The organism is Methanobacterium sp., assembly GCF_016217785.1.
Classification (GTDB): domain Archaea; phylum Methanobacteriota; class Methanobacteria; order Methanobacteriales; family Methanobacteriaceae; genus Methanobacterium.
Genome location: NZ_JACRGA010000025.1, coordinates 265,086 through 288,344 on the forward strand (window position 1 = coordinate 265,086; position 23,259 = coordinate 288,344).

At 39.2% G+C, this 23,259-nt stretch carries 16 protein-coding genes; 12 read left to right on the forward strand and 4 right to left on the reverse strand.

All coding sequences use genetic code 11. From position 1 onward, the window contains the following. The first annotated feature begins 240 nt into the window (after positions 1 to 240). The 6 genes from HY987_RS10575 to HY987_RS10600 all read left to right on the forward strand — a co-directional run bounded on the left by HY987_RS10575 (position 241) and on the right by HY987_RS10600 (position 12,558). Complete coding sequence (locus tag HY987_RS10575; protein WP_292758340.1) at positions 241 to 8,667, forward strand: right-handed parallel beta-helix repeat-containing protein; 8,427 nt, start codon at positions 241 to 243, stop codon at positions 8,665 to 8,667. A gap of 193 nt (positions 8,668 to 8,860) precedes the next feature. Beyond that, positions 8,861 to 9,196 (forward strand): DUF2085 domain-containing protein, encoded by a 336-nt coding sequence (locus HY987_RS10580; RefSeq protein WP_292758469.1) that lies wholly within the window; start codon positions 8,861 to 8,863, stop codon positions 9,194 to 9,196. A gap of 14 nt (positions 9,197 to 9,210) precedes the next feature. After that, positions 9,211 to 9,723, forward strand: coding sequence for a zinc-ribbon domain-containing protein (locus HY987_RS10585; protein WP_292758342.1), 513 nt, complete (start codon positions 9,211 to 9,213; stop codon positions 9,721 to 9,723). A 432-nt stretch (positions 9,724 to 10,155) separates the two neighbouring features. Then, the gene (gene cobI / locus HY987_RS10590; RefSeq protein ID WP_292758344.1) at positions 10,156 to 10,869 is read left to right on the forward strand and encodes a precorrin-2 C(20)-methyltransferase; all 714 of its coding nucleotides are present in this window, start codon (positions 10,156 to 10,158) and stop codon (positions 10,867 to 10,869) included. Between the two features lie 63 nt (positions 10,870 to 10,932). Continuing rightward, on the forward strand, positions 10,933 to 11,562 hold the full coding sequence (locus HY987_RS10595) for a DUF447 domain-containing protein (RefSeq protein WP_292758346.1): 630 nt from the start codon (positions 10,933 to 10,935) through the stop codon (positions 11,560 to 11,562). A gap of 12 nt (positions 11,563 to 11,574) precedes the next feature. Then, on the forward strand, positions 11,575 to 12,558 hold the full coding sequence (locus HY987_RS10600; RefSeq protein WP_292758348.1) for an alpha/beta fold hydrolase: 984 nt from the start codon (positions 11,575 to 11,577) through the stop codon (positions 12,556 to 12,558). Positions 12,559 to 12,691: 133 nt separating this feature from the next. Here the strand turns inward: HY987_RS10600 and HY987_RS10605 are convergent, their stop codons facing one another. Then, complete coding sequence (locus HY987_RS10605; protein WP_292758350.1) at positions 12,692 to 13,462, reverse strand: V4R domain-containing protein; 771 nt, start codon at positions 13,460 to 13,462, stop codon at positions 12,692 to 12,694. 341 nt (positions 13,463 to 13,803) lie between these two features. Here HY987_RS10605 and HY987_RS10610 point away from each other — a divergent pair, with 341 nt between their 5' ends. Beyond that, positions 13,804 to 15,027: an FprA family A-type flavoprotein gene (locus HY987_RS10610; protein WP_292758352.1), complete on the forward strand. Its 1,224-nt coding sequence runs from the start codon at positions 13,804 to 13,806 to the stop codon at positions 15,025 to 15,027. A gap of 118 nt (positions 15,028 to 15,145) precedes the next feature. Further along, positions 15,146 to 15,562, forward strand: a complete 417-nt coding sequence (locus HY987_RS10615; protein ID WP_292758354.1) for a ferritin family protein — start codon at positions 15,146 to 15,148, stop codon at positions 15,560 to 15,562. Positions 15,563 to 15,720: 158 nt separating this feature from the next. Here HY987_RS10615 and HY987_RS10620 read toward each other — a convergent pair whose 3' ends face one another. Then, entirely contained in the window at positions 15,721 to 17,073 is a 1,353-nt protein-coding gene (locus tag HY987_RS10620; protein WP_292758356.1) for an FAD-dependent oxidoreductase, read from the reverse strand. Positions 17,074 to 17,264: 191 nt separating this feature from the next. Here HY987_RS10620 and HY987_RS10625 point away from each other — a divergent pair, with 191 nt between their 5' ends. Further along, positions 17,265 to 17,453 carry a hypothetical protein gene (locus HY987_RS10625; RefSeq protein WP_292758358.1) on the forward strand — a complete coding sequence of 63 codons (189 nt, stop codon included), beginning with the start codon at positions 17,265 to 17,267 and terminating at the stop codon, positions 17,451 to 17,453. A 136-nt stretch (positions 17,454 to 17,589) separates the two neighbouring features. Here HY987_RS10625 and HY987_RS10630 read toward each other — a convergent pair whose 3' ends face one another. Both HY987_RS10630 and glp read right to left on the reverse strand, forming a co-directional pair. After that, entirely contained in the window at positions 17,590 to 18,750 is a 1,161-nt protein-coding gene (locus tag HY987_RS10630; RefSeq protein ID WP_292758360.1) for a site-2 protease family protein, read from the reverse strand. Positions 18,751 to 18,789: 39 nt separating this feature from the next. Then, positions 18,790 to 20,007, reverse strand: coding sequence for a gephyrin-like molybdotransferase Glp (glp, locus tag HY987_RS10635; RefSeq protein WP_292758361.1), 1,218 nt, complete (start codon positions 20,005 to 20,007; stop codon positions 18,790 to 18,792). Between the two features lie 276 nt (positions 20,008 to 20,283). On the opposite strand from glp, the gene HY987_RS10640 reads away from it, so the two are divergent. From HY987_RS10640 to HY987_RS10650, 3 genes are all read left to right on the forward strand, one after another. Beyond that, entirely contained in the window at positions 20,284 to 20,871 is a 588-nt protein-coding gene (locus tag HY987_RS10640; protein WP_292758363.1) for a cadmium resistance transporter, read from the forward strand. A 141-nt stretch (positions 20,872 to 21,012) separates the two neighbouring features. Beyond that, entirely contained in the window at positions 21,013 to 21,936 is a 924-nt protein-coding gene (locus tag HY987_RS10645) for an ATP-binding cassette domain-containing protein (RefSeq protein WP_367146894.1), read from the forward strand. 114 nt (positions 21,937 to 22,050) lie between these two features. Continuing rightward, the gene (locus HY987_RS10650; RefSeq protein WP_292758365.1) at positions 22,051 to 23,256 is read left to right on the forward strand and encodes an ABC transporter permease; all 1,206 of its coding nucleotides are present in this window, start codon (positions 22,051 to 22,053) and stop codon (positions 23,254 to 23,256) included. Positions 23,257 to 23,259 lie beyond the last annotated feature (3 nt).

The window sequence follows — 23,259 nt, forward strand, 5'->3', positions numbered from 1 at the left end:
TAAATATTTTTAATACAATTTGCCAGTTATTTAAAAGAATATTCTTAGCTATTTGGGGTGTACTTATGAGATTCGTGGATAGAACATTGTTATTTTGATGAATTTTTCTTATGAGATCAAATATATGATATTTTTTAATTATTACTTTTTTGCCTCATTTACACCATTTAGTAATAATATGAATATTATGGAAAGTATTAAATATTAGATTATTACTCCTTTAGATTAAGGGGACATATCATGAAAAAATTATTAATATCAATTGTACTGGTGACTTTTGTTTTTGTTTTGGGAATAGGTTGTGTTTCTGCAACTTCTAATTTTACAAATGGTGATATTGCTTCGGCTTCAGTAACTGTTAAAAATCAGATTGAAGCTAATAATGCGTTACCAAGTAGTGTAGTTATTAAAGGACAAACTGTAAATACAGCACAGTATCTTCATTTGGCTGTTCAGGCTACTGATCACATTAACAGTAATACTAATACTTCAATATATTTAGAAAGTGACACTGCGCCTAGTTATCAAGAAGAAGAATTGAATACTGGTAGTATGAGTAAAGCGGACTACGTAGATTTTGCACAGCGTATTGATGGTTACATGGATGACAATGATCAGGCACCCCCTTATGGCTGGGCTGGCCCTGGTAAAATTAGTTATTCATCTCAGGTTTATCTTTTTAGTCGTGTTTTAACTATTTATAATTGTTCTGGTACTTTACCAACTCAAATAACTATGAAATCCTGGTCTACAGGAAACATTCCCATAACTGAATCACAGTCTTTCAATTTCACTCCCACTCAGATAGTTGCCACGGCCAATACTTTAAAAGCAAAAATTGAATCAACTAAAAATGTACCAAGCACGGTGACTGTTGCAGGGGTAAACATCAACACTGCCCAATTCCTGCATCTGGCGGTACAGGCCACAAATCAAATAAAAAATAACAATAACACCCGCATAGTTCTGTCAAGTGATAGTATACCTGGGTCACAACAGGAACAGTTGAATAGTGGTAGTATCAGTAAAGCAGATTATATTGATTTTGCTCTCCGTGTTGATGATTATATGGATAACAACCATCAGGCACCGCCATACGGTCTTATTAACTTAGGCCAAATAGGATATTCGTCGGAAGTTTATTTATTTAGTCGTATTTTGAGTGTTTATTATACTTATGGATATCTGCCTGCGTATATTAGAGTTAAGCCCTGGAGTGCAGCAAATATTCCTATTGTGTTTAATTCAACCACTTTTACTCCTGCACAGATTGTAGCAGCTTCAGTTCAACTAAAAAACAGTATAGAATATAATAAAACCATGCCTAATACTGTTACAATTGGTTCGGCGAGGGTTAATATGGCACAGTATTTGCAGTTAGCAGTATTGGCTACGAATCAGATTAACAATAATGATATCACACCTATACCTTTACTCGATGATACACCACCTTCTTCTCAGCAGGAATCTCTGAATTCGGGTACTTTAACTAAATCTGGTTATATTGATTTTGCGCAACGTATCAACACTTATATTATTAGCAATAATAACCAGGCACCATCCTATGGTCTTATTGGTCTAGGAACAATGAGTTACAATAATATGATCTATACTTTCAGTAAAATCCTGGATACTTATAATTCTCTTCACACGCTCCCTGCAAGTGTTGATGTGCAACCGTGGGCTTATATTATAAATCCAATATGGAATAATAGAACAAATGAAAGATTTAGCACCATGCAAGCGGCGATAAATGCTATAAATACCCTAAACGGTGACACTCTACTTGTAGGGGGAGTATCCTATACTGAAAATGTGGTTGTGAATAAACAACTTAGTTTAATCTCAGCTTATGGAAAAAATGTGACAGTTCGACCTATGAATTCTTCATTGCCGGTGTTCGTGATTTTTTCTAGTAAATCAACAATTCAAGGATTTAATATAAAAGGATCTACTAATTATGGAATTTTATTATATGAAGTCAATAGTTGTAATATAACTGGAAATTCCATAACAAATAGTTCTGGTGGTATTTACGTTTATTACTCAAATAGTACAAGAATAACTGGAAATAACGTGACAAACAATACTGCAAACGGAATTTTCTCGTATTATTCAAATAATAATTTGATATCTGGAAATAATATAAAAAATGGACTAAATGGAATCTATACTGATCATTCAAATAACAACACCATATCTGGAAACGCAATAAGCAACAGTTTCAAGGGAATTCGTATTGATAATTCAAATAATTCAAATATAATTGGTAATACCGCAACTTACAATATTCAAACTGGTATTTTCCTTAATAATTCAACTTGCACTATACGATCTAATAATATTAAAAATAATGGCCAAAACGGGACAGTTTACGGTGGAATTATTGTCGGTTATTCAAATAATACCATTATATCTGGAAATAACGTGACTAACAATACTGAAAATGGAATTCTCATTTATAATTCCAATAACAATACCCTATCTGGAAATAATGTGACAAATAACATTGAGGGAATTAACCTTCAAAATGCGATGAATAACACCCTATCTACAAACAATGCAACAAACAATATTCGCGATGGAATTGTCTTTCTTTACTCAAACAATAATTTAATATCTGGAAATAATATAACAAAAAATCTGAATGCTGGAATTTACATTGGAAACTCGGATAATGTGGGAATAACTGAAAATACAATAACAAACAATCACATAGGCATCTGCCTCTATTTTTCACCTGCCACAGTTAATTTCAACAGAATTGCGGGAAACGACCTGTTCGGATTATTTAATGAGTACAGTAGCTTTGTAAATGCCACTAACAACTGGTGGGGTACTAACACTCCAACCGCCTCCTCAAGTAATTCAAGTGACATTTACATTTTAGGTGGAAATGTTATTTACAGTCCATGGATTGTACTTACAGTAAATTCCGTTCGTGTTGCAGATGGTGTTTCTAACATAACAGCCGATTTAACCTACAATAACGAAGGAATTAATACATTATCCTTAGGGCACGTTCCCAATGGAATAACTGTGAATTTCACCACGAATTACGGAACTATCCAACCAACTGCACGAACAATCAATGGAAAAACAACTTCCCAACTTAATTATTCCCCACCACATAACACCGCTAACGTTACAGTTACTGTAGATAATCAGATAATCAAAAAAACGGTTAATCTATTTAAAGTGTATAATGCTGTAACTAGAGAAGGATTTACAACCATACAAGCAGCTATTAATGATTCTTCAACTACTGATGGTGATATTATTGAGGTTGCAAATGGAACCTATCTTGAAAACATCATTATCAATAAACGGTTGACCTTAAAAGCAATTACTGGAGGGACTGTAACCGTACAAGCTTTAAACTCAAATCTCCCGGTCTTCACCATAACCTCCAGTGGAAACGGTTCAACAATATCTGGCTTTGTTATAAAAGGATCTACAAATAATACGGGAGTTTTGATCAACAATTCCTGTAACAACACTATTACTGGAAACAGCATAACTGGTAATTATAAAGGTATAAATGGTATCACAAGTTCGAATAATTTGATCCAGAACAACGATGTATACAGTACCTATTCCGGCATTTCCTTATCAGGTTCTAATTCCAATAATAAAATTCAAAATAATAATATAGCTAATGGTAATTACGGGATATATTTAATTTATTCTAATAATGCTACAATTACTGGGAACAGCATAACCGGTAGCATATATGGGATCAACCCACAATATTCAACTGCAAACATCCATTTTAATAGAATAACTGGCAATAGCAGGTTTTCACTTGTTGTTCAGGGTAATAGTACGATAAACGCCACAAATAACTGGTGGGGAACTAATACTCCAAGTTATATTTATTCACCCAATTGGGTGTCTACGTATTATGATATTTACAGCTGTAACAGCACCACTTATTATAATCCATGGTTACTTCTAAGTATAAATTCATCAACCACTAACTCCAGTGAAAATAAATGCATAACAGCAGATTTAACCTGTAATAATAATGGCGAGAATACTTCATCAAAAGGCCATATACCTGACAATATCCCAGTGAATTTCACCACCAACTTAGGCACAATTGCCAGTCCAGTGTACACCAAGAATGGGAAAACTGTCGTAACATTAAATTCAGTCTCATCAGGAATAGTCAGTATCACCACCACACTGGATAGGCAAAGTTTACATTTAAATGTAACAGTTGACACAATTGTGCCAACAGTAAATGCAACTCGGGATAGTGGACTCTACAATACCACTCAATCTGCGAATTTAACAGCAAGTGATAACTTTGACCCTCATCCAATCATTTATTACACCACTAATGGAAGCACCCCAACTCTTTCCAGCACAATATACACAGCTCCCATTGTCATTACTACAACCACCACTTTAAAATTCATGGCAGTGGACTTTACAGGCAATCAATCCCCAGTGAGCATTTTATATTATATCTTCGCACCGGTAGGAAATCTTAATACAGGTAAAGGTTATTCCAGTATACAAAACGCTATTAATAATAATTTAACACTTAATGGTCATGTTATTGTAGTTAGAAATGGAACCTACACAGAGAACATCTTAGTGAATAAAAATCTCACCATAATGCCCTATGATGGCAACGTGACCATCCATGCTGCCAATTCCAACAACCCGGTTATCACTATCAACTCCGGTGGAAGCGAGTCTGTGATTTCAGGATTTACCTTAACAGGAGCCAATGGCACATCTTCCTCTGGTATATATCTTAACCAGACCAGTAACTGTACTATTGCCGGTAACACTTTAACCAATAACTACTATGGATTGCTTCTTACCAGTTCCCAGGATAATATGATATGGGACAATAACCTGACGGGTAATTTAATGGGGGGAATCAGACTTAACAGTTCCAATAACAATACAGTGTACTCCAACGCCATCACCAATAACTCTGGTCAGGGAATTTATCTTGCTAACTCAGTGAACACTCTAATAATGGCAAACACCATCCAGAACAATTTAATGAATGGGATTGAACTCACAAGCTCCAATAACAGCACAGTTTATGAAAACACCATCACAAGTAATCACCAAAGTGGAATTAAAGCCACATCCTCCTCTGCAGATATTAATTTCAACATAATCACTGGAAACAGTGTTTATGGGCTATACAATCTCGGCACAGGGACCGTGAATGCCACCAATAACTGGTGGGGAAATAATAACCTTACAGTTTCATCAGCCAATGGCAGTGCAATCTACATTGCCGGAGGAAATGTTACACGAAATCTGTGGCTGGTGATGAATTTAACTGGTTCTGTGATCCATGTAACACACAACACAAATTCCAGTTCAGAGATAACAGCAGATATAACACATAACAACCAGGGAGAAGACACTTCCAGTTCAGGTACTATACCTGATGGTCTGCCAGTGAACTTCACCACCACGCTTGGAACTATTAGCAGCAGCACTGCATCTACAAGAAGAGGTAAAGCAACAGTCACTCTCACCTCCAGCCCCACATCCAGTGCAACCACTATCGCAGCCACTCAAGGCAATTATTCTCTCTCGAAACTGTTCCACAAATCCTTCAGCACCATACAGGGAGCAGTTAATAATCCTTTGACTGTTAATGGTGATATTATTCTGGTTAGTAATGGAACTTATCTTGAGAATGTGGTGATAAATAAAAATTTAACCATGATCTCTGAGGGTAATGTGACAGTACAGGCATCTAACCCTTCATCATCAGTTTTTACAGTAAATAATTGTGGTGGTGTGATGATTTATGGTTTTACCCTTATTGGTGCTACGAATTCATCTGCTGTTTACTTGAATGCAGTTAATAATTGTCAGATATTATCCAATACCATCACTGGTAATGGGGTGCAGTTGGTAAATGTTACCAGTGCTTTTGGTTATGGGATTTTCCTTAATTCTGCTAATAACTGTACTATCTCTGGTAATATTTTGCAGAATAATTTGGGTGGTATTGATCTGGAATACTCAAACAACACTCTAGTATCAGGGAATAATGTAACTGGTAGTACATTTAGGGGTGTTTATCTTTATCAGGCCAACAATACCACGATAACTGAAAGTAGTCTAGCGAGTAATGATTGTGGTATTCTTTCCAGTTACTCCAATAACCTCAAGGTCACTGGAAATGACATCAAAAATAACACCTATCAAGGTATTTACCTATACTACTCCTCTGGAGATCTTCATTTCAACAGGATACTTGGAAATGGGCAATATGGGCTGTTAAGTAGGGGTGGTACGGTGAATGCTACCAATAACTGGTGGGGTACCAATAATCCGGTGGTTTCATCGGTTCAGCCTAGTGCCATTTATGTGATAAGTGGATCCGTGCTTTACAATCCTCGTTTGGTTCTCACCATCACCCCTACATCCTACAAAGTCGCAGATGGCAAAATATACGAGGCAACCATTACTGCGGATTTGAACCACAATAGCAACAATGAAGACCTTTCAACCGTAAACTACACACCCGACGGGATACCTGTCACTTTCACCTCAAATAATAACAGTACCATTACCAGTACCAGTTATACTGAAGATGGTAAGGCATCAGCTACGTTGGTGTTAAATCCGAACCTTCAATCTGGTTTCACAAATGTTACAGCCACTTTAGACAGTCAAAATGCATCCACGAGTGTTGATAGGGTTGCTAAAGCAACTATTGTGGTTTACAGTCTCACAGCTTTGGATGTTAACAATCCAACTCAGAACCTAGGTTTAATTTATGATGTCCCTTTGAATGAGTCGGTTAGCTGGGTGAGTGTGTTGTGGAAGTCAACCAGCAGTGATTTTGGTTCATTCGAGAATGAGGTTGATTTGATTGTGAATGGGGTTGTGGTTCGAAGTCAGACTGTTATCAATCCCTATTATTACTATAACAAGAACAATTACTCAGATAAAGTCTGGTACAATGTGAATTTCCTCAACTGGCTGTTTTCAGAGTCAACAGAATCCCGGACTGCATTGCAAAGTTATATTGAACGGTATCCTGAGTTGCAGAGTTTAACAGGAAGTGCGTTGGAGGCAGGAATCCTGAACATAACCCAACAGATTAACGATTTTAACAGTAGTGAGATGAACGTGATTGCCCATCACAATTACTTCATGGATACTATAACAACTTACATAACTTATCCTGGTGATGCCGCTAAGAAGATTTCATTTGAAGACCCGGGTACCAACCAAACAACCAGCATTAATTTCCCAGGAAACCCTATCTGCAGGGAGAGTACCATGATCTATGCCAACGGAGGATACTACCACACCTACGGAGACGACCCATCCAACCCCACATCTATTCTTTACAAGGATGCAGGATATGAAGGGGTGAGAAGCTTTGCCATAGTTACAACAGAAGTTACCGATGATATTTTAAGGTACTGGCTGAACCAGAAGGATAAAAAAGATGCAAATGGAACCCTTCTCTATGCTAATGGACCTATGAAAGCAGCTTATGGAACCTTCCTGGAAGCGCTATTAGTTATTAAATGTCATGATATAGTTGCTGATGCAGCAGCAACCAAATACAATGTCAATTGGACTCGTACTACTCCGATTGTGGTTTCGGTTTGTGATGATGCAGCCGAAACTTACATAACAGGGGAAATGGACCACAGAATGGGAATGGACGTAGTTGGAGATGAAGACAATGCGAAAGCATTCCGTTATGCATGTTCATCAGCATTTTCACCCATAGAATACTGGGTAGGGCAGGTTTTATTCCCTTCATTCAATTCCACTGGGGATCTTAATGGTAGTGTGACCATGGGTTTAGGGAACATGCTACTGAATGGTGAGGCACTGGAAATAATTGAGAGCAACGGCTACATCATAATAAAAGCACTAGGAGACAACCAGAAAATCTTGATTATGAATCCAGAAACAGGCTTAGTAATGGATGTTATGATGCCCTCTAATGAAACTTTTAGTGGTTCATTCTGCTACAGCAACCTACAAACCGAATGGGCCACAGACCTTGCAGAATGCATCCTAAATATTGGACAAACAGGTTTTGGACAAATAATACTAGACGTTCTCAACGGAGGCACGGTCTCTATCTTCAACCAATTTAATACCAACGTCCAAAATGGACTCACAGGTTTCATAAACAGCGCTATCATATCATTAACACCAATAGGCATAGTTAATTATGGAGCTAGTGTTTTAAACCAATTTTTAGGAGTAGAAATGGTTGCATTAACCATGGTTAATGCCTACGGTACGCATAAAGATGGATCTCCTTATGTTTATTATCATGAAGATATAACGTCAAACAAAGCACTTTATGGTTATATATATGGCTTTGATAATTTAGAGTATAACTGGTATAATTGTGATGTTAGCAGAAAAGGACACCCATTAGATATTATAATCGTGCAACACGCTGTAACATACTATGATTATTCTGAAAATAAATACAAAACTGAAACTCAACAATGGGTTATGTTACCTGCACCCTTAGCATTTTTTACTGAAGGTAATTCACATACATTCACCGAAAATTTACCCGGACTTAATTCACGATCAATAATAGTTGATACCCAAGTACAAGCTGTTTGTATACCCATATATGATTTGCCTGGAATTGTGAATTATTTGCGCTCAATGATCAATGTATGAGAAAGAAATTCACAGTATAAGTAGAACTTTGTTAAGGGGCTCAGCACCCTCTCTATTAAAATCTGGGATATGAGGCCATATGGGAAAACATATATTGGATTGCCTATACCTTTTTTTGTTGCGTGTAAAAAGTTATGGGGCGCACACAGGTGATTATATGGATGAAATTCATTCAATAAAGATTGAACCCAAAATGACATCAAATTCCAGCTTTTTCTTTCAGTTTATATGTCATTGTATCCCAGAAAGAACATTTAACATCAAAGGATACTATTTTCCTGTGTGTTCACGGTGCACGGGCATCTATACTGGGGCCATATTATTTTTCATTTATTCATTGTTGTTTCTTGTCGATTATACCTTAATATTAATTCCTGCCCCAATCATAATTTTACCTTTGGTTATAGATGGATCTACACAATTTTTAGGTTTAAGAAAAAGCAACAATTCTTTAAGGTTTATAACAGGATTTACAGCAGGAACAGGGGCTGCAATCATCATTACATTCATCAAAATTTCTATCTTATAAAATGAGGGATTAACATGACCAAAATTTGTCCAAATTGTCAAGCAGAAAACGAAGACAAGTCCGATTTTTGCCAAAAATGTGGTAAAAAAATACCAAAAACTGTTAAAATACCAAAACAAGATACACCCTCCAGAGGTGTCCTTAAAGGATGGTGGGATAAACAAAATTCTGGTGTTAAAATAATAAGCGTCATTGGAGGGTGTTGTTTAGGTGTTATTATTATTTTAGTAGTCATGTCTGCCCTATTCCCAGTTACCAGTCTGATATTGGAAAAAAATGACGTTCTGAGAGATAATCTAACCGTACAATACATATTAAAGGGAGACACAGATGTTAATGCAAAGGTCTATATTAGTTCTACAGAATTAAACCTCAATAATACGGAAGTCAGAGTCGATGAAAAAGGTAATTTTGAATATCAACAACAACTTCCAAAAAATCTAACGGAATTAAGTGTGAGTATTACTGCCAAAGCACCCAACAAATCTCAAAAAGAGGCATCTTTAATGTATACAAAGCACAACTAGCTAAATTAAATCGTGATTTCCCATCAAAATAGCTTCACAGACAATATAACAACTTACATAGCTTATTCTGGTGATGCTGTGAAAATTACTGTGGAAGACCGACACACAAAACATGTCTGATTTCTATTTCGGTGTCGTCAATATATCAGTTAGGAAAACTTTACAAACATCATACGAACTCAGATCATTTCATGGGGTCATAATCAAGAAGATTTCATTTGAATGCCTGAATACTAATAATCCTGCACTGGCCTTATTTCCAGGGTAATCTTATCTTCAGGGAAGTATCATGATCTGCACGACGCCTTCAAATTATACTAATTAAAACTTTCTTTATTTTTAAAGTCAAAAGAATCTAGATAAATACCATTATTATGATATAAAATAGAAGAATAGTTATTCTAAACTTACTCTCTAATTCGGTGTTTTATCATGAATATGAATAAAGGCAAACTCATAGGCATTGGTGTGGGTCCAGGGGACCCTGAATTACTCACGGTTAAGGCAGTGAAGACACTGGAAAGCGTTCCAGTAATCTGCGCCCCTAAATCATCAGAAAAAAAACCCAGCGTGGCACTTTCCATAGTCCAGGGAATTTTAGATGGCCGTAGTGATGAATACATAACTCTTGAACCATTATTCCCTATGATTGAGGATAAAAAGGCACTTGAAAGTTATTGGGCGGGTGCTGCACAGCTGATTACCATGGAATTAGATGAAGGTAGGGATGTTTCGTTTATCACCCTGGGAGATCCTTCCATTTACAGTACATTTTCCTATGTTTCCCGGATAATTGGAGAACGGGGTTACACTGTGGAGATGATACCTGGAATAAATTCCTTTACTGGTTGTGCTGCCAGTGCTGGTATCACCCTGGGTGAGAAGGATGAGATAATTCTGGTGGTGCCCAAGGTGGATCAAAGACTGGAAGGGTTACTGGAACACGCTGATACTGCAGTTATCATGAAAACCTCCCGCCACTCCCAAATGCTGGAAGAGATCATAAATAAGGATCCCAGGGATAAAAAGGTTCTCTCAGTTCAAAACTGTGGTATGGATGATGAGGAGATTTTTGATGGTTTTGCCCGGAATGGAAAGTACCTTTCCACAACCATAGTTAAATTCAATGACCGTAGGGACCATTAAATCTAGTGTGGAGTGTTTAAATTGGGGTAATGATTAATTGTCTTTTTAGGAATTGTGAGACAAATGACGTTAGATTTATATTCACTGAACATGGAGAGAGGCCTCCATTATGAGGGTATTGTAACCACTTGTAATGAAGATGGAACACCAAATGCTGCTCCAATGGGGGTTATTTGCAAAGGCCCGGATCATGTGGTCCTCCGACTACATGAGGGGTCGCATACCATATCCAATGTTAAACGGGAAAAAAGGTTCTATGTTAATTTATCCAGAGACCCACTACTTTTCACCCATTCACTTATAGGCAATCCTCCAGTAACTGAATTCAAGGATGAACCAAATGGATTTTCCCTGAAAAATGCGGATGCAACTTTTTTTGGTGAAGTACGCCATGAGAAGAAAGTGGAGAAGGAGGATGCCATGGGTGAAAATATCACCATCATGTTCCATTCTCAGGTTCAAGACATAAAACAGGAAAAGAAAGAATCCGAACCACTCAACAGGGCCATTTGTGGGGTGATTGAAGCTCTGGTGAATCTAAGCAGGGTTAAACGTGTCTCTTCTAAGAAAAAGAAGGAATACGCTGATAGACTGAAAGAAATATCCCGGGTAGTGGGCCGTGTTGGAGGACCTAAACATCAACAGGCAATGGAACTCATTGAAAAGGAATTTGAAATCAGAATCAAAGGATAAAGACGATACAGGGTGAAATTATTGCTTGAACCAAAATATCACATTTTAAAAGATTTCAAGTTTGAATCAGGGGAAGTTCTCCCGGAACTGAAGTTGGAATACGCCACCCAGGGAATTAAAAAACTGGATAGTGAGGGGAACATAACCAATGCCTTCATCTACCTTCATGGGTGGAGTGGGGACTACACATCTGTGGAGAGTCTGGCCAGTGTAATAGGTCCGGGTAAAGCCATAGACACCAACCATTATTACGTGATCAGCCCCACTGCCCTGGGAGCACCAGGATCATCAGCCCCATCCACATCAGGCAGGGGAACAGAATTTCCCCGCTACAACATAAAAGACATGGTAAAAGCCCATTATCAGCTCATAACCCGGGGATTGGGAATTAAACATCTTAAGGGTATTATGGGCACGTCCATGGGTGGTTTCCAGGCCCTTAACTGGGCAATTGAGTACCCTGATTTTTTAGATTTCCTGATACTTAATGGAACCAGTCACAGAATCTCCAACCGGATGTACGGAGTTTATGATCTTATGAATCAGATAATCCTGGATGATTCTGGATACGAAAATGGAAATTACACTGAAAATCCAGTTAAAGTCATGGAAAAATCAGCTAACCTTAGTTTTCTCTGGTCACTATCCCCTGAAAACTATGAAGAGTGTTTCCAGTCCCGGAGTGAATTTTCCGATGGAGTTGGGGAGAGGAAGAAGGATGCTCATGATTGGGATGCCAATGACTTGGTATGGAGAAACCATGCCCTTTTAGGTCATGATTTAGGTGATAAGATATCTAAAATCAATGTTCCTTCCTTGGTAATTGCCATAAATCAGGATCAGATAGTTGATTTCAATTATTGTGTCATGCCTATGTATGAAGGACTGGATAATTCACAACTTTTCAGTTATGATTCAATTTGGGGACACTATGGTTGTGTTAGAGACATTCAAAAAGCAGAACATGCACTTAAAAAGTTCATGAAAATGATTTAACCAGGGTTATGTTTCACTGCAAAAAATTGATATTTTAATCATGATTTTTATTTTCAAAATCATTTTTTTTAATTTCAAATCAGTTTTATTTTCAAAATCAATTGTTTTTTGAATAAATAATTTTTTTGAAAATTTAAGCATCATCTTTTTTTAGGGGTTTAATTATGAACTGGCAGAAGTCATCTCCCTGAGCGTAACATTTGGTTTCCTCGGCTTCCACTTCCTGACCATAATAATTGGAAAAGATACCTTCCAGTAATCCGGAATCAAAGGCACAGGCTGGTCTTCCCAGTTGTGGTAGATCTTCACATTCAAAACAGTCATAGGCCTGTATTATGAGGGGCTTCATGCTTTTGATTTGGATATTTCCCAGTTTATTGGTTTCCCAGAATGATGCCAGATTTCGGGCAAGTTCATTAAGGCTCTGACCCTCTAATTTTTTATAAAATGTCTGGCCCACTTTCACTCCTGCATTGTGAAGTATGGGATCTATGTTTATTCCCTCATCTAATAATGCTACTCTAATGGTTCTGAACATGTAACGGAAGAATTTGAATGGGTCGTCGGCTTGGATGACATATTCTTCTAGGATATTACTAACATCATCTTCTATTTCCTGGGGGGATGATAGGTCTCCAAGGAATTTAGAGGTGATAAAATAAATTTTCCTGCGCCGGTCTTCGGGGTCTATTACCCAGTCTATTATGCCTGCATCCTCTAGATCCTGTAGGTGTGCCGAGATGGTGGATTTGGATCTTTTGGTGCAAGAAACGATCTGGGATCCGCTCAAGCCTCCTTCTTTGAGAATGGAGAGAATTTGTGCCTTTATTGGGCTTTGAACCACATTAACTCCAGTTTTAGTGGAAAATATTTTGATCCGGCGGGCAGTGTTTGTGTTGGCCATGTTTAACCTTCTATAAGTTTTTTTATATGCTTAATTTTTTACTATAAAATTCATTTAGATTACTTGTTGGATGTATATGAAGGGTAAAACCTGGTAGATTTACTTCTTTTTGAGATAAATCTATTGGGGTGATTTATTCCTTTCACTTTGTGATCTACTCACCTTAATATATAAATAGTTCGGGTATATAAGTACGTTCGTTTTAACACGAACAGTAAACTATATATGCAATTGTTCGTATAATAGCATACGTTCGGGGGTACACGAACCTTGTAATAATTGGTGTACTCCAACGAAATATAGAACAATCTCATAAGATTTAGTCAACGGTGAGTGAAATCATGAAAGCAGAGTCAGAAAAAATTGGTGAAGGCGTATACTGGGTAGGAGTTTTAGATTGGGACATAAGAAAGTACCACGGGTACACACTAAACGGAACTACCTACAACGCTTATCTTGTATTCGGGAACGACAAAGTGGCTTTAATCGACAATGCATATCCTGGTAATTATCAGGAACTCATAGCCCGGGTGGAGGATGCATTTGAAAAAGAAGGTAAAGAAGTCAAAGTGGACGTAATAGTTCAAAACCATGTGGAAAAAGACCACAGCGGAGTTTTACCAGAACTACACCGAAAATTCCCAGAAGCACCAATTTACTGCACAGAAATCGCAGTCAAAGGTTTACTGAAACATTTCCCTGCCTTGAAAGGTGCCAACTTCATTGAAGTGGGAACTGGAGATGCACTGGAACTGGGCGGAAAAACCCTGGCATTTTTGGATGCATTCCTCCTGCACTGGCCAGACAGCATGTTCACTCTCCTGGTAGAAGAAGGAATACTCTTCCCTAACGATGCCTTTGGACAGCACCTCTGCTACCCCCAGAGGTTTGACCATGAAATACCAGAACACATACTAATGGATGGCACCCAGAAATTCTATGCCAACCTCATCACTCCATTATCCAAACTGGTCCTGAAGAAATTCCAGGAAGTCACTGACCTGGGACTCCTGGAGCAGATCAAGATGATTGCCCCTGCTCACGGCCAGATATGGACCGATCCCATGAAGGTCATTGGAGCTTACAGTACCTGGGCCACTGGTGAATGCCCGGATAAGATCACCATAATCTACGACACCATGCACCAGTCCACCCAGAAAATGGCCCACGCCGTGGCTGAAGGTGTTATGAGCGAGGGAGTGGATGTTAAAATGTACTATCTTCACGAAGACGAGCGAAGTGAAATCGTGAAGGACATCCTGGACAGTAAAGCCATCGCACTGGGAGCACCTACCATCTACGATGAACCATATCCCAGTGTGGGTGACCTGATATATTACCTGCGTGGATTGAAATTCAACAGAACTGGAAGGGAACGCCTGGCACTAACCTTTGGATCCATGGGTGGAAAAGGTGGAGCTCCAGAAACCCTGTCCCGTGATCTTAAAGAGTGCGGATTCAACGTACTCGATGAATACGAAGTATACTACGTTCCAGATGCAGACGAACTTGAAAAATGCTTTGAAGCAGGTAAAAAGCTGGCTCAAGAGATAAAAACAGCATAAAGACATTTTATGCACATACTAACCAATATTCTGGGATTTTCAATTGAATTTAATCCGATAGAATCATTGGTCTTGGAATATAAAATTTAACTAGGATATAACATTGGAGGAATGAAAAATGGATCTTATAAACGAACATGAAATAGGAATTTGTAAAGGAACTGACCTGGAAAAACTGGTAGCGGCTAATTTCAGTGGGGAAACTCAGGAAGTAGGAATGTACCTGGCCATGGCCAGACTGGCACAAAGAGAAGGACTACCAGAAGTGGCAGAAGTACTAAAAACCATAGCCTGGGAAGAAGCAGAGCACGCAGCACATTTTGCTGAAATGAACGAAGTAATCAAACCCACACTCAAAGAAAACCTGGAAATGATGCTGGAAGGAGAAACCATGGCCAACAATGAGAAAAAAGCAGCAGCTAAAAAGGCCAAAGAATGTGACATTGACCCTGCCCATGATTTCTTCGATGAAAGCTCCCGGGATGAAGCTCGCCACGCCCGAATGTTAAAAGGAATTCTGGAGAGGTACTTCTAAACCTCTCCAACATTGTTTTTAATTAATTTTACCGCCTCAGGAGGATGGAGTCGCCCATCCTCCTTACCCTTAACTATACTTACTCGTTTAACTCTTTTACCTGTTTTACAAGTCATCCATTTACAATTTTTAAAAAACTTCAGGCTGGGGCCTGTTTTTTAGTGCCTGGAATTCTTCAATTTTTCACAGGCATCTTCTGCAGCCAGGATAATAGGGTCAATTACCATGGAAACTGGTGGTGCGTAGGAAAATTCAGTGCTGGCCAGCTCCTGACAGGTAACATTCTTGGCAATGGCCAGTGCCATGGTGTCAACACGTTCGGCAACCCTTTCTTTGGCAATTATCTGACAACCAACTATCCTTCCTTTAAGATCACACACCATCAGAACATCTATCCGTTTAGCCCCGGGATAGTAACGTGCCTTGGTTAAAGCCCGGCTTTTACCACATATAACTTCCAATCCATTGTGAACAGCGGCAGATTCAGTTAATCCCACAGAACCGAATTCAAGCTCCCCAATCTTGGATACCATGGCATTTAAAACTGGTTTAAATTTAGAAGTCTTGCCCACAATATTTCTGGCGGCAATCTTAGCCTGTCGCACTGCAGTAGAACCCAAAGGTGACTGGGTGGGATGGCCAGTTATGGCATCGGTAACTTCCACACAATCCCCCACTGCATATATGTTGGGAACTGAGGTTTGCATTTGTTCATTGACCTTAACTGCCCATCTTCCAAGTTCACATCCTGCCATTTTAGCCAGTTTGGTTTCAGGCCTAACACCAGTGGCCATTATGATCATATCTGCAGAGAGAACTTCATCTTCATAGGCCACTCCTTCGACCCGGGTTTGGCCGGCGATCTTTTCCATTGCCCTCCCCAGGATCACCTTTATACCCCTGGATTCCAGATATTTCTGAACAATACTGGCCATGCTGGGGTCCAGGGATCTGGGAACGATCTGGGGTAACATTTCATTGACAGTCACATCCAAACCCATCTTCTTAAGACCATAGGCCATTTCCAATCCAATGAGTCCGGCTCCAACCACCACCACTTTCTTACTTTTCTCGGCCCATTTTTTAATGGTTTCTCCGTCATCAATGGTTCTGATCTTGAAAACTCCTTTCAAACCGGTTCCTTCTATGGGTGGGGTGAATGGTGCTCCTCCAGTTGCTATCACCAGGTAATCATAGTCTAATTCCTGGGAATACTCAGAATCAGATTCCAATAATCTGTATTTTATGGTATTTTCAGTATTGGAAACTTCAAATACCTCTGCACGGGTTATGACTTTGATATCCCTTTCCAGGTAATCTTCAGGTTGGTGCATGATGATATCCTGGAACTGGTCCACCTGGCCGGAGAGAACGTAAGGAATGGCACAGGGAGAATAGGCTATGTTCTCATCCCGGGTTATAACGGTTATTTTGGCATTTTTATCGAGTTTTCTTATGTTGGAGGCAGTCGACAGTCCACCGGCCCCACCTCCAATGATGACGATTTTCATTAAATTGTTCACCTTTTTATTACACTAAATTTTACACAAAAAATACATAAATAAGTTTATAATTTATCCATGAATAATGTTTGTTTAGTTCACAATATTAGATTAGATCTGATGAATTCTAATTTAAAGGAAATATATTTTTTTTGTCATAGACTCCGAATAAAATAGAATTTTAGATTAGTGGGGGTAATATGTCTAATAAAAGGAAGAGTAAGAAAAAATTAGGGGTTAAATGCCAGTGTCAGGACCCTGCAGTTGCCCGTCCACCTTCACTTCTCCGGAAGGTACAGTGTAAAAAATGTGGAATGTTTTTCACCACCAATCGTGATGATGAACGTAATGATTCGGATATCTGTTTAAACTGCCGAAGCCGACGATAACGTTTTTTTTTAATAGCCATTTTTTTGGCATTAATTCCTTAGGCTCCAATTTTAAATTTGGATAACATTTAGTTAGGCTTATTCGAGCCATTAAAAAAAATATTTAATATTTCTTAAAATAAAGGTGTTAAATTGGTTAAAACATCTTCAATATTCCCGGAACTGTTCCATACACCACTAAGAGGGTTACAATCCCGATCATGATCCATGAAACACTTGAAACTATTTTTCCAGTAACATTTTCGGATACTTTATATCGGAGAAGTTCCTCGAATATAATTCCTCCATCCAGGGGTTTCATGGGAAGAAGGTTAAACAACCCTACCATGATGTTCAGTGCATATATCCAGTAACACACATCAGCCAGATCAAATAAAAACCATGGAATTATATCCCCATAGGTCTGAGCCACTGATGGTTTAACCTCCAAGTGAATTTCATTCCGGGTTCCAGGATAGGCTGTGGATGCATTATTGGGATTACTGGTTGAGGTAATGGTGTAGGTACCCTGATCAGTCACGTAAGTCATTGTATCGCCTGGTTTTGTTTTATTTATTATTAAATCAGTGTAAGCTGCCCCACTATTAACTGAAATTCCATTAATACTGGATACAACCATCCCCTCTTGAAGCACACCCTCAGCTGGACCTCCAGGAGTTACACTGATAATTTTAACTCCATCTGATTGGAAAGCATAGGGTATAAACGAGGAGGTTAGAATGATTACAACCACCCAGGCAATTGCTGCTAGCCCAAAGTTGAACATGGATCCTGCAGCGTATATGCGCAGTTTTACTGATCTTTTGGCTTTTTTAACATCTTCCTCATCCAGCTCCACGAACGCTCCTGGCAGTATTGCCAGTAAAATCACACCAATTGATTTAATACCCACTCCTTGTGCCCTGGCCATAATTCCATGCCCAAACTCGTGAACTATCATCAACAGAATCAGGGCGATGATACCCGAAAAGATGGGGATGAATATGGGAGATCCGGGGATGTCCACTCCGGGTAAGAGCAGTGCTGCTTGGGGGGATTGGAACATGCGTGGCAAGGATATAATAATCAGATAAACAGATAATCCCATGCAGAAAACAGATATGGGGATGCCCAGATTCATACTCCAGCGCCAGAATCGAGGGCTGGTGTTGGCTACCCAATCAATGAATCCCCTCATTTTCTGGGTTCTTCTCATCAGGATAGGTCCGTAGACATCCATTTTTAATTTATCCCTGAATAAAAGTGCCAGAACCCAGACAATGGCAAAGAAAATAACGTAGTACCATAAAACGTTCAAATAAGATCACCTTTATAATAGATTAGTTACTTCCATGCTTTAAGCTTTTAGAGAATGATAGGGAAGAACTTCACATTCTGCCCCTTCTAATATTCCTTCCAGGTTTTCAGGGATTATAATATAAGAATCCGACTCCACCATTGATCTTATGATACCTGAACCTTTAATCTTCAGAGGACGGACCATATCTCCTTCAATACGGGCCCTTATATAATCGGTTCTACCCAGGGTGGACGGTATTTTCCTTGCTGCCTTTTTATGCACTATCAGCGGGTTTCGATTCAATCCTTGTATTTTAAGCAGGGATTCCCTTGCAAAAACATCGAACTGTACCATGGCTGCCACTGGAAAACCCGATAACATAAAAACAGGCTTATCATAGACTTGTGCGAAACCAAATGGTTTACCTGGTCTTAAAGACACTCCATGAATGGGGATTTCGCCTACTAATTTCTGGGCTACATCCACCACCACATCTCCTTTACTGATGGCGGTGCCTCCTGTGGTGATTAGTGCATCATACTCACTTAAAAGCTTTTTGAAGAGTTCTTCTACCAGTTCTGCATCATCAATTGAGTGGAACATTTCAGGAACTGCCAGGCAGCTTTCTACCATGGATTTAATGGTGAAATGATTGGAATTAACCACCTCTGCCCCTTCAAGCACATTTTTAGGCATCACCAGTTCACTGCCGGTTATAAGAATAGCTATTCTGGGTTTTTTAAACACTAGGGTCCGGTCAAAACCTGCCGAGGCAATGATTGCCAGTTCTGCAGGCCCTAAAAGACTGCCCTTATTCAAAACAAGGTCCCCCTCATCAAAGTCCTCTCCTGCAGGGGAAACGTTTTCACCAGGAGTCAGGGATGTTTCCACATCGATGATGTCTCCTTTTTCATGAGTGTACTCTTCCATGACCACTGCATTGGCACCTGCAGGTATAGGGGCCCCGGTGGCTATTTTAATCGTTTCACCAGATGTTAGTTTTAAATTTGACTTTTGCCCTGCCCCGATTTGATCCACCACTTTTAATTGGAATGGATTGGTTTCGGAATGGCCGAAACTATCTTCAGCTTGTATAGCATAACCATCCATAGCTGAACGGTCGAATGGGGGCGAATTTAATGTGCTAACCATGTCCTGGGCGATAATTCTCTGATAAGCTTCTTCTAATGGGACTTCTTCCACTCCAGTGGTTTTCAGGCAGGTGTTGATGATTTTCTGGGCATCATCAACGGGTATAAGTTTGGATAGAAACATTTTCATCATCTGTTAAGTAAGTTTGAACAGAACTTTTAATACGCTCTTTAATATCAAATCTTCCAATTAATTAGGGCTCATCTCCTTTCAATCAGCGGAGTTGATACTTTATTTAAGAACATTTAAAATGTATTTAAAGATTGTTATATCGCCCTATATATACTAATGTTTAGATGGAATACTTTGTTTTTAGATTGTTCTTCTAATCTAGGGGAGCATAACTTTCATTTCAAATGGCTTATAAATTTATTAATAGACGAATTTAAGGGATATTTAATGGAAACTTTAATAATTTTAACAGCCATATCTGCTTTTATATCCACCAACCTCGATGATCTGTTTATTCTCGCTGCTTTTTTTGCAAATCCAGAGTTTAAGGCAAAAGATGTGGTTTTGGGACAATACTTAGGATTTATTGTACTTTTAACAGCCAGTTCCCTGGCCTATTTTGCCCAATTCATCATTCCCTCCAATTGGATCAGCTTACTGGGGTTTATCCCTATTATTATTGGGATCAGAAGTCTTTTCGATCTTAAAAAACCAGAAACCGGTGATTCTGGTGAAAAAATAAACTTCCGCAAATATAAAGGGGGACAAATGATGTTATCAGTGGCTCTGGTTACCATAGTCAATGGTGGTGACAATTTAGGAGTTTACATGCCTCTTTTTGCAGGTATGGATCCCTTTGACCTGTTTTTAACCGCAATCATATTCCTGATCATGGTGGGAGTGTGGTGCTTTTTAGGGTTTAAACTGGTAAACAATCGTGTTATAGGCAATAAAATTAAAAATTATGGCCACTATATACTTCCATTTGTCATGATAGTCATAGGGCTGGTGATTCTGTTACGTGGATGGTTTTAATGTGCTTTGCGTAATTTTAAATTGTTCACTTGGATCGTTCACTTAAGTAGGTCATGGTATGGTATTTGGTTAAATAGATAAAGAAGATGGAATCTAAGTATATAAAGGGGAGTTATTATTTTAAAATCCCAGGATGGAGTTGTGGACTTGAACTCGGACAATATAATGATTAAAATAGACTCTTTAAACAAGTCTTTCGGACGCATCAGGGCACTGGAAAACCTGAATCTGGAAATAGAAAAAGGAGAACTACTGGGGATCATTGGGCCCAACGGGGCTGGGAAAACCACTGCTATCCGAATTATTTGCTGCATACTCCAACCTAACTCAGGGGAGGTGACTGTGGGGGGTTACAGCATTCATCATGATCAGATCAAGATCAAATCTATGATCGGCTACTTACCCGAGGAACCCAACCTTTATGAGCGATTCAAAGCAAGGGAACTTTTAAAGTACTTCGGAGAACTTTATGGGGTCCCTAAAAATGAGATTGATGGAAGGATAGACGAGCTTCTGGAGCTGGTGGGGATGAGCCACCGTGCCGATGACAGGATTAACACTTTTTCCAAGGGCCTGCGCCAGAGAATCGGAATTGCCCGGGCACTGATCCATGATCCTGAGGTTATAATATTCGACGAACCCACCATGGGTCTGGATCCAGCCACCTCCAGGGCCATTCGCAACTTCATCAAAAACCTCAAGGGGGATAAAACGGTTATTCTCTGCACGCATTACATGGATGAGGCAGATTTACTTTGTGACCGGGTGGCAATCTTAAATCAGGGGAAGATTCGTGACATGGGAACTCCTGAATATTTGAAGGAGAAAATACACGGGGATACAATTCTACAGGTTCGGGTTCATAAACCTCAAAAAATTGATGAAAACCATTTACTGGCATTTGACTCGGTGGAAGGAGTGAATCTGGAAGGTAACCAGTTCCTGATATCCCTGCGATCCAGGGAGGATATCTCCCAGATAATTGACATCTTCGGTGAACAGGCCATCTCAGTGAACACCAAGGAACCCACCCTGGATGATGTATTCATCCAAACCACCCAGTAAATCCATGGGACTTTAATATCAGGAAATATTATAGGGTCAAGAAACATTATAGGGGATGATGTTTTTCATTATCATTCATGAAAATTCTCATGATTTAAATTTAAGGCAGAAACCATGAAACTCAACATGAATTTCAGCATAATCACTCGCTGGGAGTTTAAAAACACTCTAAAGAGTAAGAAATTCCTTTTAATCTTTTTCATGCAGTTATCCGTCCTGGCCATGTTAATTTTCATGTTCAATTCCTTTGCAGCCAACATAGAATCGGAAAAAGGACTATCTTTAACTCCTTCCCTGGTTGATTTTGCCACCCTGGATGTGGATGACCAGGGGGGCTTGTTTAAAAAGAGCATAGATCAGGAAATAATAAAAATTTATTCCACCAATGGTAATAATTCCCTCCTCCGCCTTGAAACTGGTGAAACCAATGGGCTTTACACGGTTTCATCAGACTCAATTGTACGAATACAGAACGGGGAAATAGTAGATACGGTGCTATATCTGGATTATGCTGATCCCAGAAGGAGTGTGATTAGAGACTCCATTAACACCACCACCAAGTCAGTTTCATCTGCTTTAACTCAGTCATACTTACAATCTGCTAATCCTTCCAATAACACTCCTCAAACTGGTTTAAAGGAGGAAAAAACAGGGGAATCACTTCCCATGCAGATCATCAAGAAGGTGATGCTGGTGGTGCTCCTGTTCCTGCCGCTTTTTTTGTTTGGTAACATAATCATTGACAGTGTGGTGGGGGAAAAAGAGCGTAAAACTGCTGAAATACTGGTTGCCATGCCAATTTCGCCAGGGGAAATACTCCTGGGTAAGGGGCTGGCTGTGGTGGCCATATCTGCCCTGCAAGTGGTTATGTGGATAGTAGTCCTCATAGCTGCCGGTTTCACTATAAACAATGTTATACTTGTTTATCTTCTGGTGGTGCTAACCGCGGTGCCCATAGTGGGCCTTACTTCCATAATCGCCGCCTACGCCAAGAACTACAAGGAGGCAGGAATAGGAATCACCTTCGCCTATGTCATGGTGGTGGGATTTTTGATTGTCCCTGCATTGGCCTATATCTCCCGGAAAAGCTTCTCAGCCAACATTTCACCAATGACCACGGTGATGAGGCTATTTGCAGGTGAAGCCATTACCATACCTGAAATTCTCATGTCAGTAACATTTGTAATTATTTTAAGCATCATATTCTTTGGAATTGCCACCTGGCTCTTCCGGAGGGATGATGTTCTGTTTGGGCCACGACCTGGATTGTTAACTCTCACACTGCAACTTATTGGTGTTAAAAAAGATAATTTTCAGTGAATA

Excerpts from the sequence above, each read along its gene's own strand:
- HY987_RS10575 (WP_292758340.1), top strand. The coding sequence starts at position 241 with ATGAAAAAATTATTAATATCAATTGTACTGGTGACTTTTGTTTTTGTT.
- HY987_RS10580 (WP_292758469.1), top strand. The coding sequence starts at position 8,861 with ATGACATCAAATTCCAGCTTTTTCTTTCAGTTTATATGTCATTGTATC.
- HY987_RS10585 (WP_292758342.1), top strand. The coding sequence starts at position 9,211 with ATGACCAAAATTTGTCCAAATTGTCAAGCAGAAAACGAAGACAAGTCC.
- cobI (WP_292758344.1), top strand. The coding sequence starts at position 10,156 with ATGAATATGAATAAAGGCAAACTCATAGGCATTGGTGTGGGTCCAGGG.
- HY987_RS10595 (WP_292758346.1), top strand. The coding sequence starts at position 10,933 with ATGACGTTAGATTTATATTCACTGAACATGGAGAGAGGCCTCCATTAT.
- HY987_RS10605 (WP_292758350.1), bottom strand. The coding sequence starts at position 13,462 with ATGGCCAACACAAACACTGCCCGCCGGATCAAAATATTTTCCACTAAA.
- HY987_RS10610 (WP_292758352.1), top strand. The coding sequence starts at position 13,804 with ATGAAAGCAGAGTCAGAAAAAATTGGTGAAGGCGTATACTGGGTAGGA.
- HY987_RS10615 (WP_292758354.1), top strand. The coding sequence starts at position 15,146 with ATGGATCTTATAAACGAACATGAAATAGGAATTTGTAAAGGAACTGAC.
- HY987_RS10620 (WP_292758356.1), bottom strand. The coding sequence starts at position 17,073 with ATGAAAATCGTCATCATTGGAGGTGGGGCCGGTGGACTGTCGACTGCC.
- HY987_RS10625 (WP_292758358.1), top strand. The coding sequence starts at position 17,265 with ATGTCTAATAAAAGGAAGAGTAAGAAAAAATTAGGGGTTAAATGCCAG.
- glp (WP_292758361.1), bottom strand. The coding sequence starts at position 20,007 with ATGTTTCTATCCAAACTTATACCCGTTGATGATGCCCAGAAAATCATC.
- HY987_RS10640 (WP_292758363.1), top strand. The coding sequence starts at position 20,284 with ATGGAAACTTTAATAATTTTAACAGCCATATCTGCTTTTATATCCACC.
- HY987_RS10650 (WP_292758365.1), top strand. The coding sequence starts at position 22,051 with ATGAAACTCAACATGAATTTCAGCATAATCACTCGCTGGGAGTTTAAA.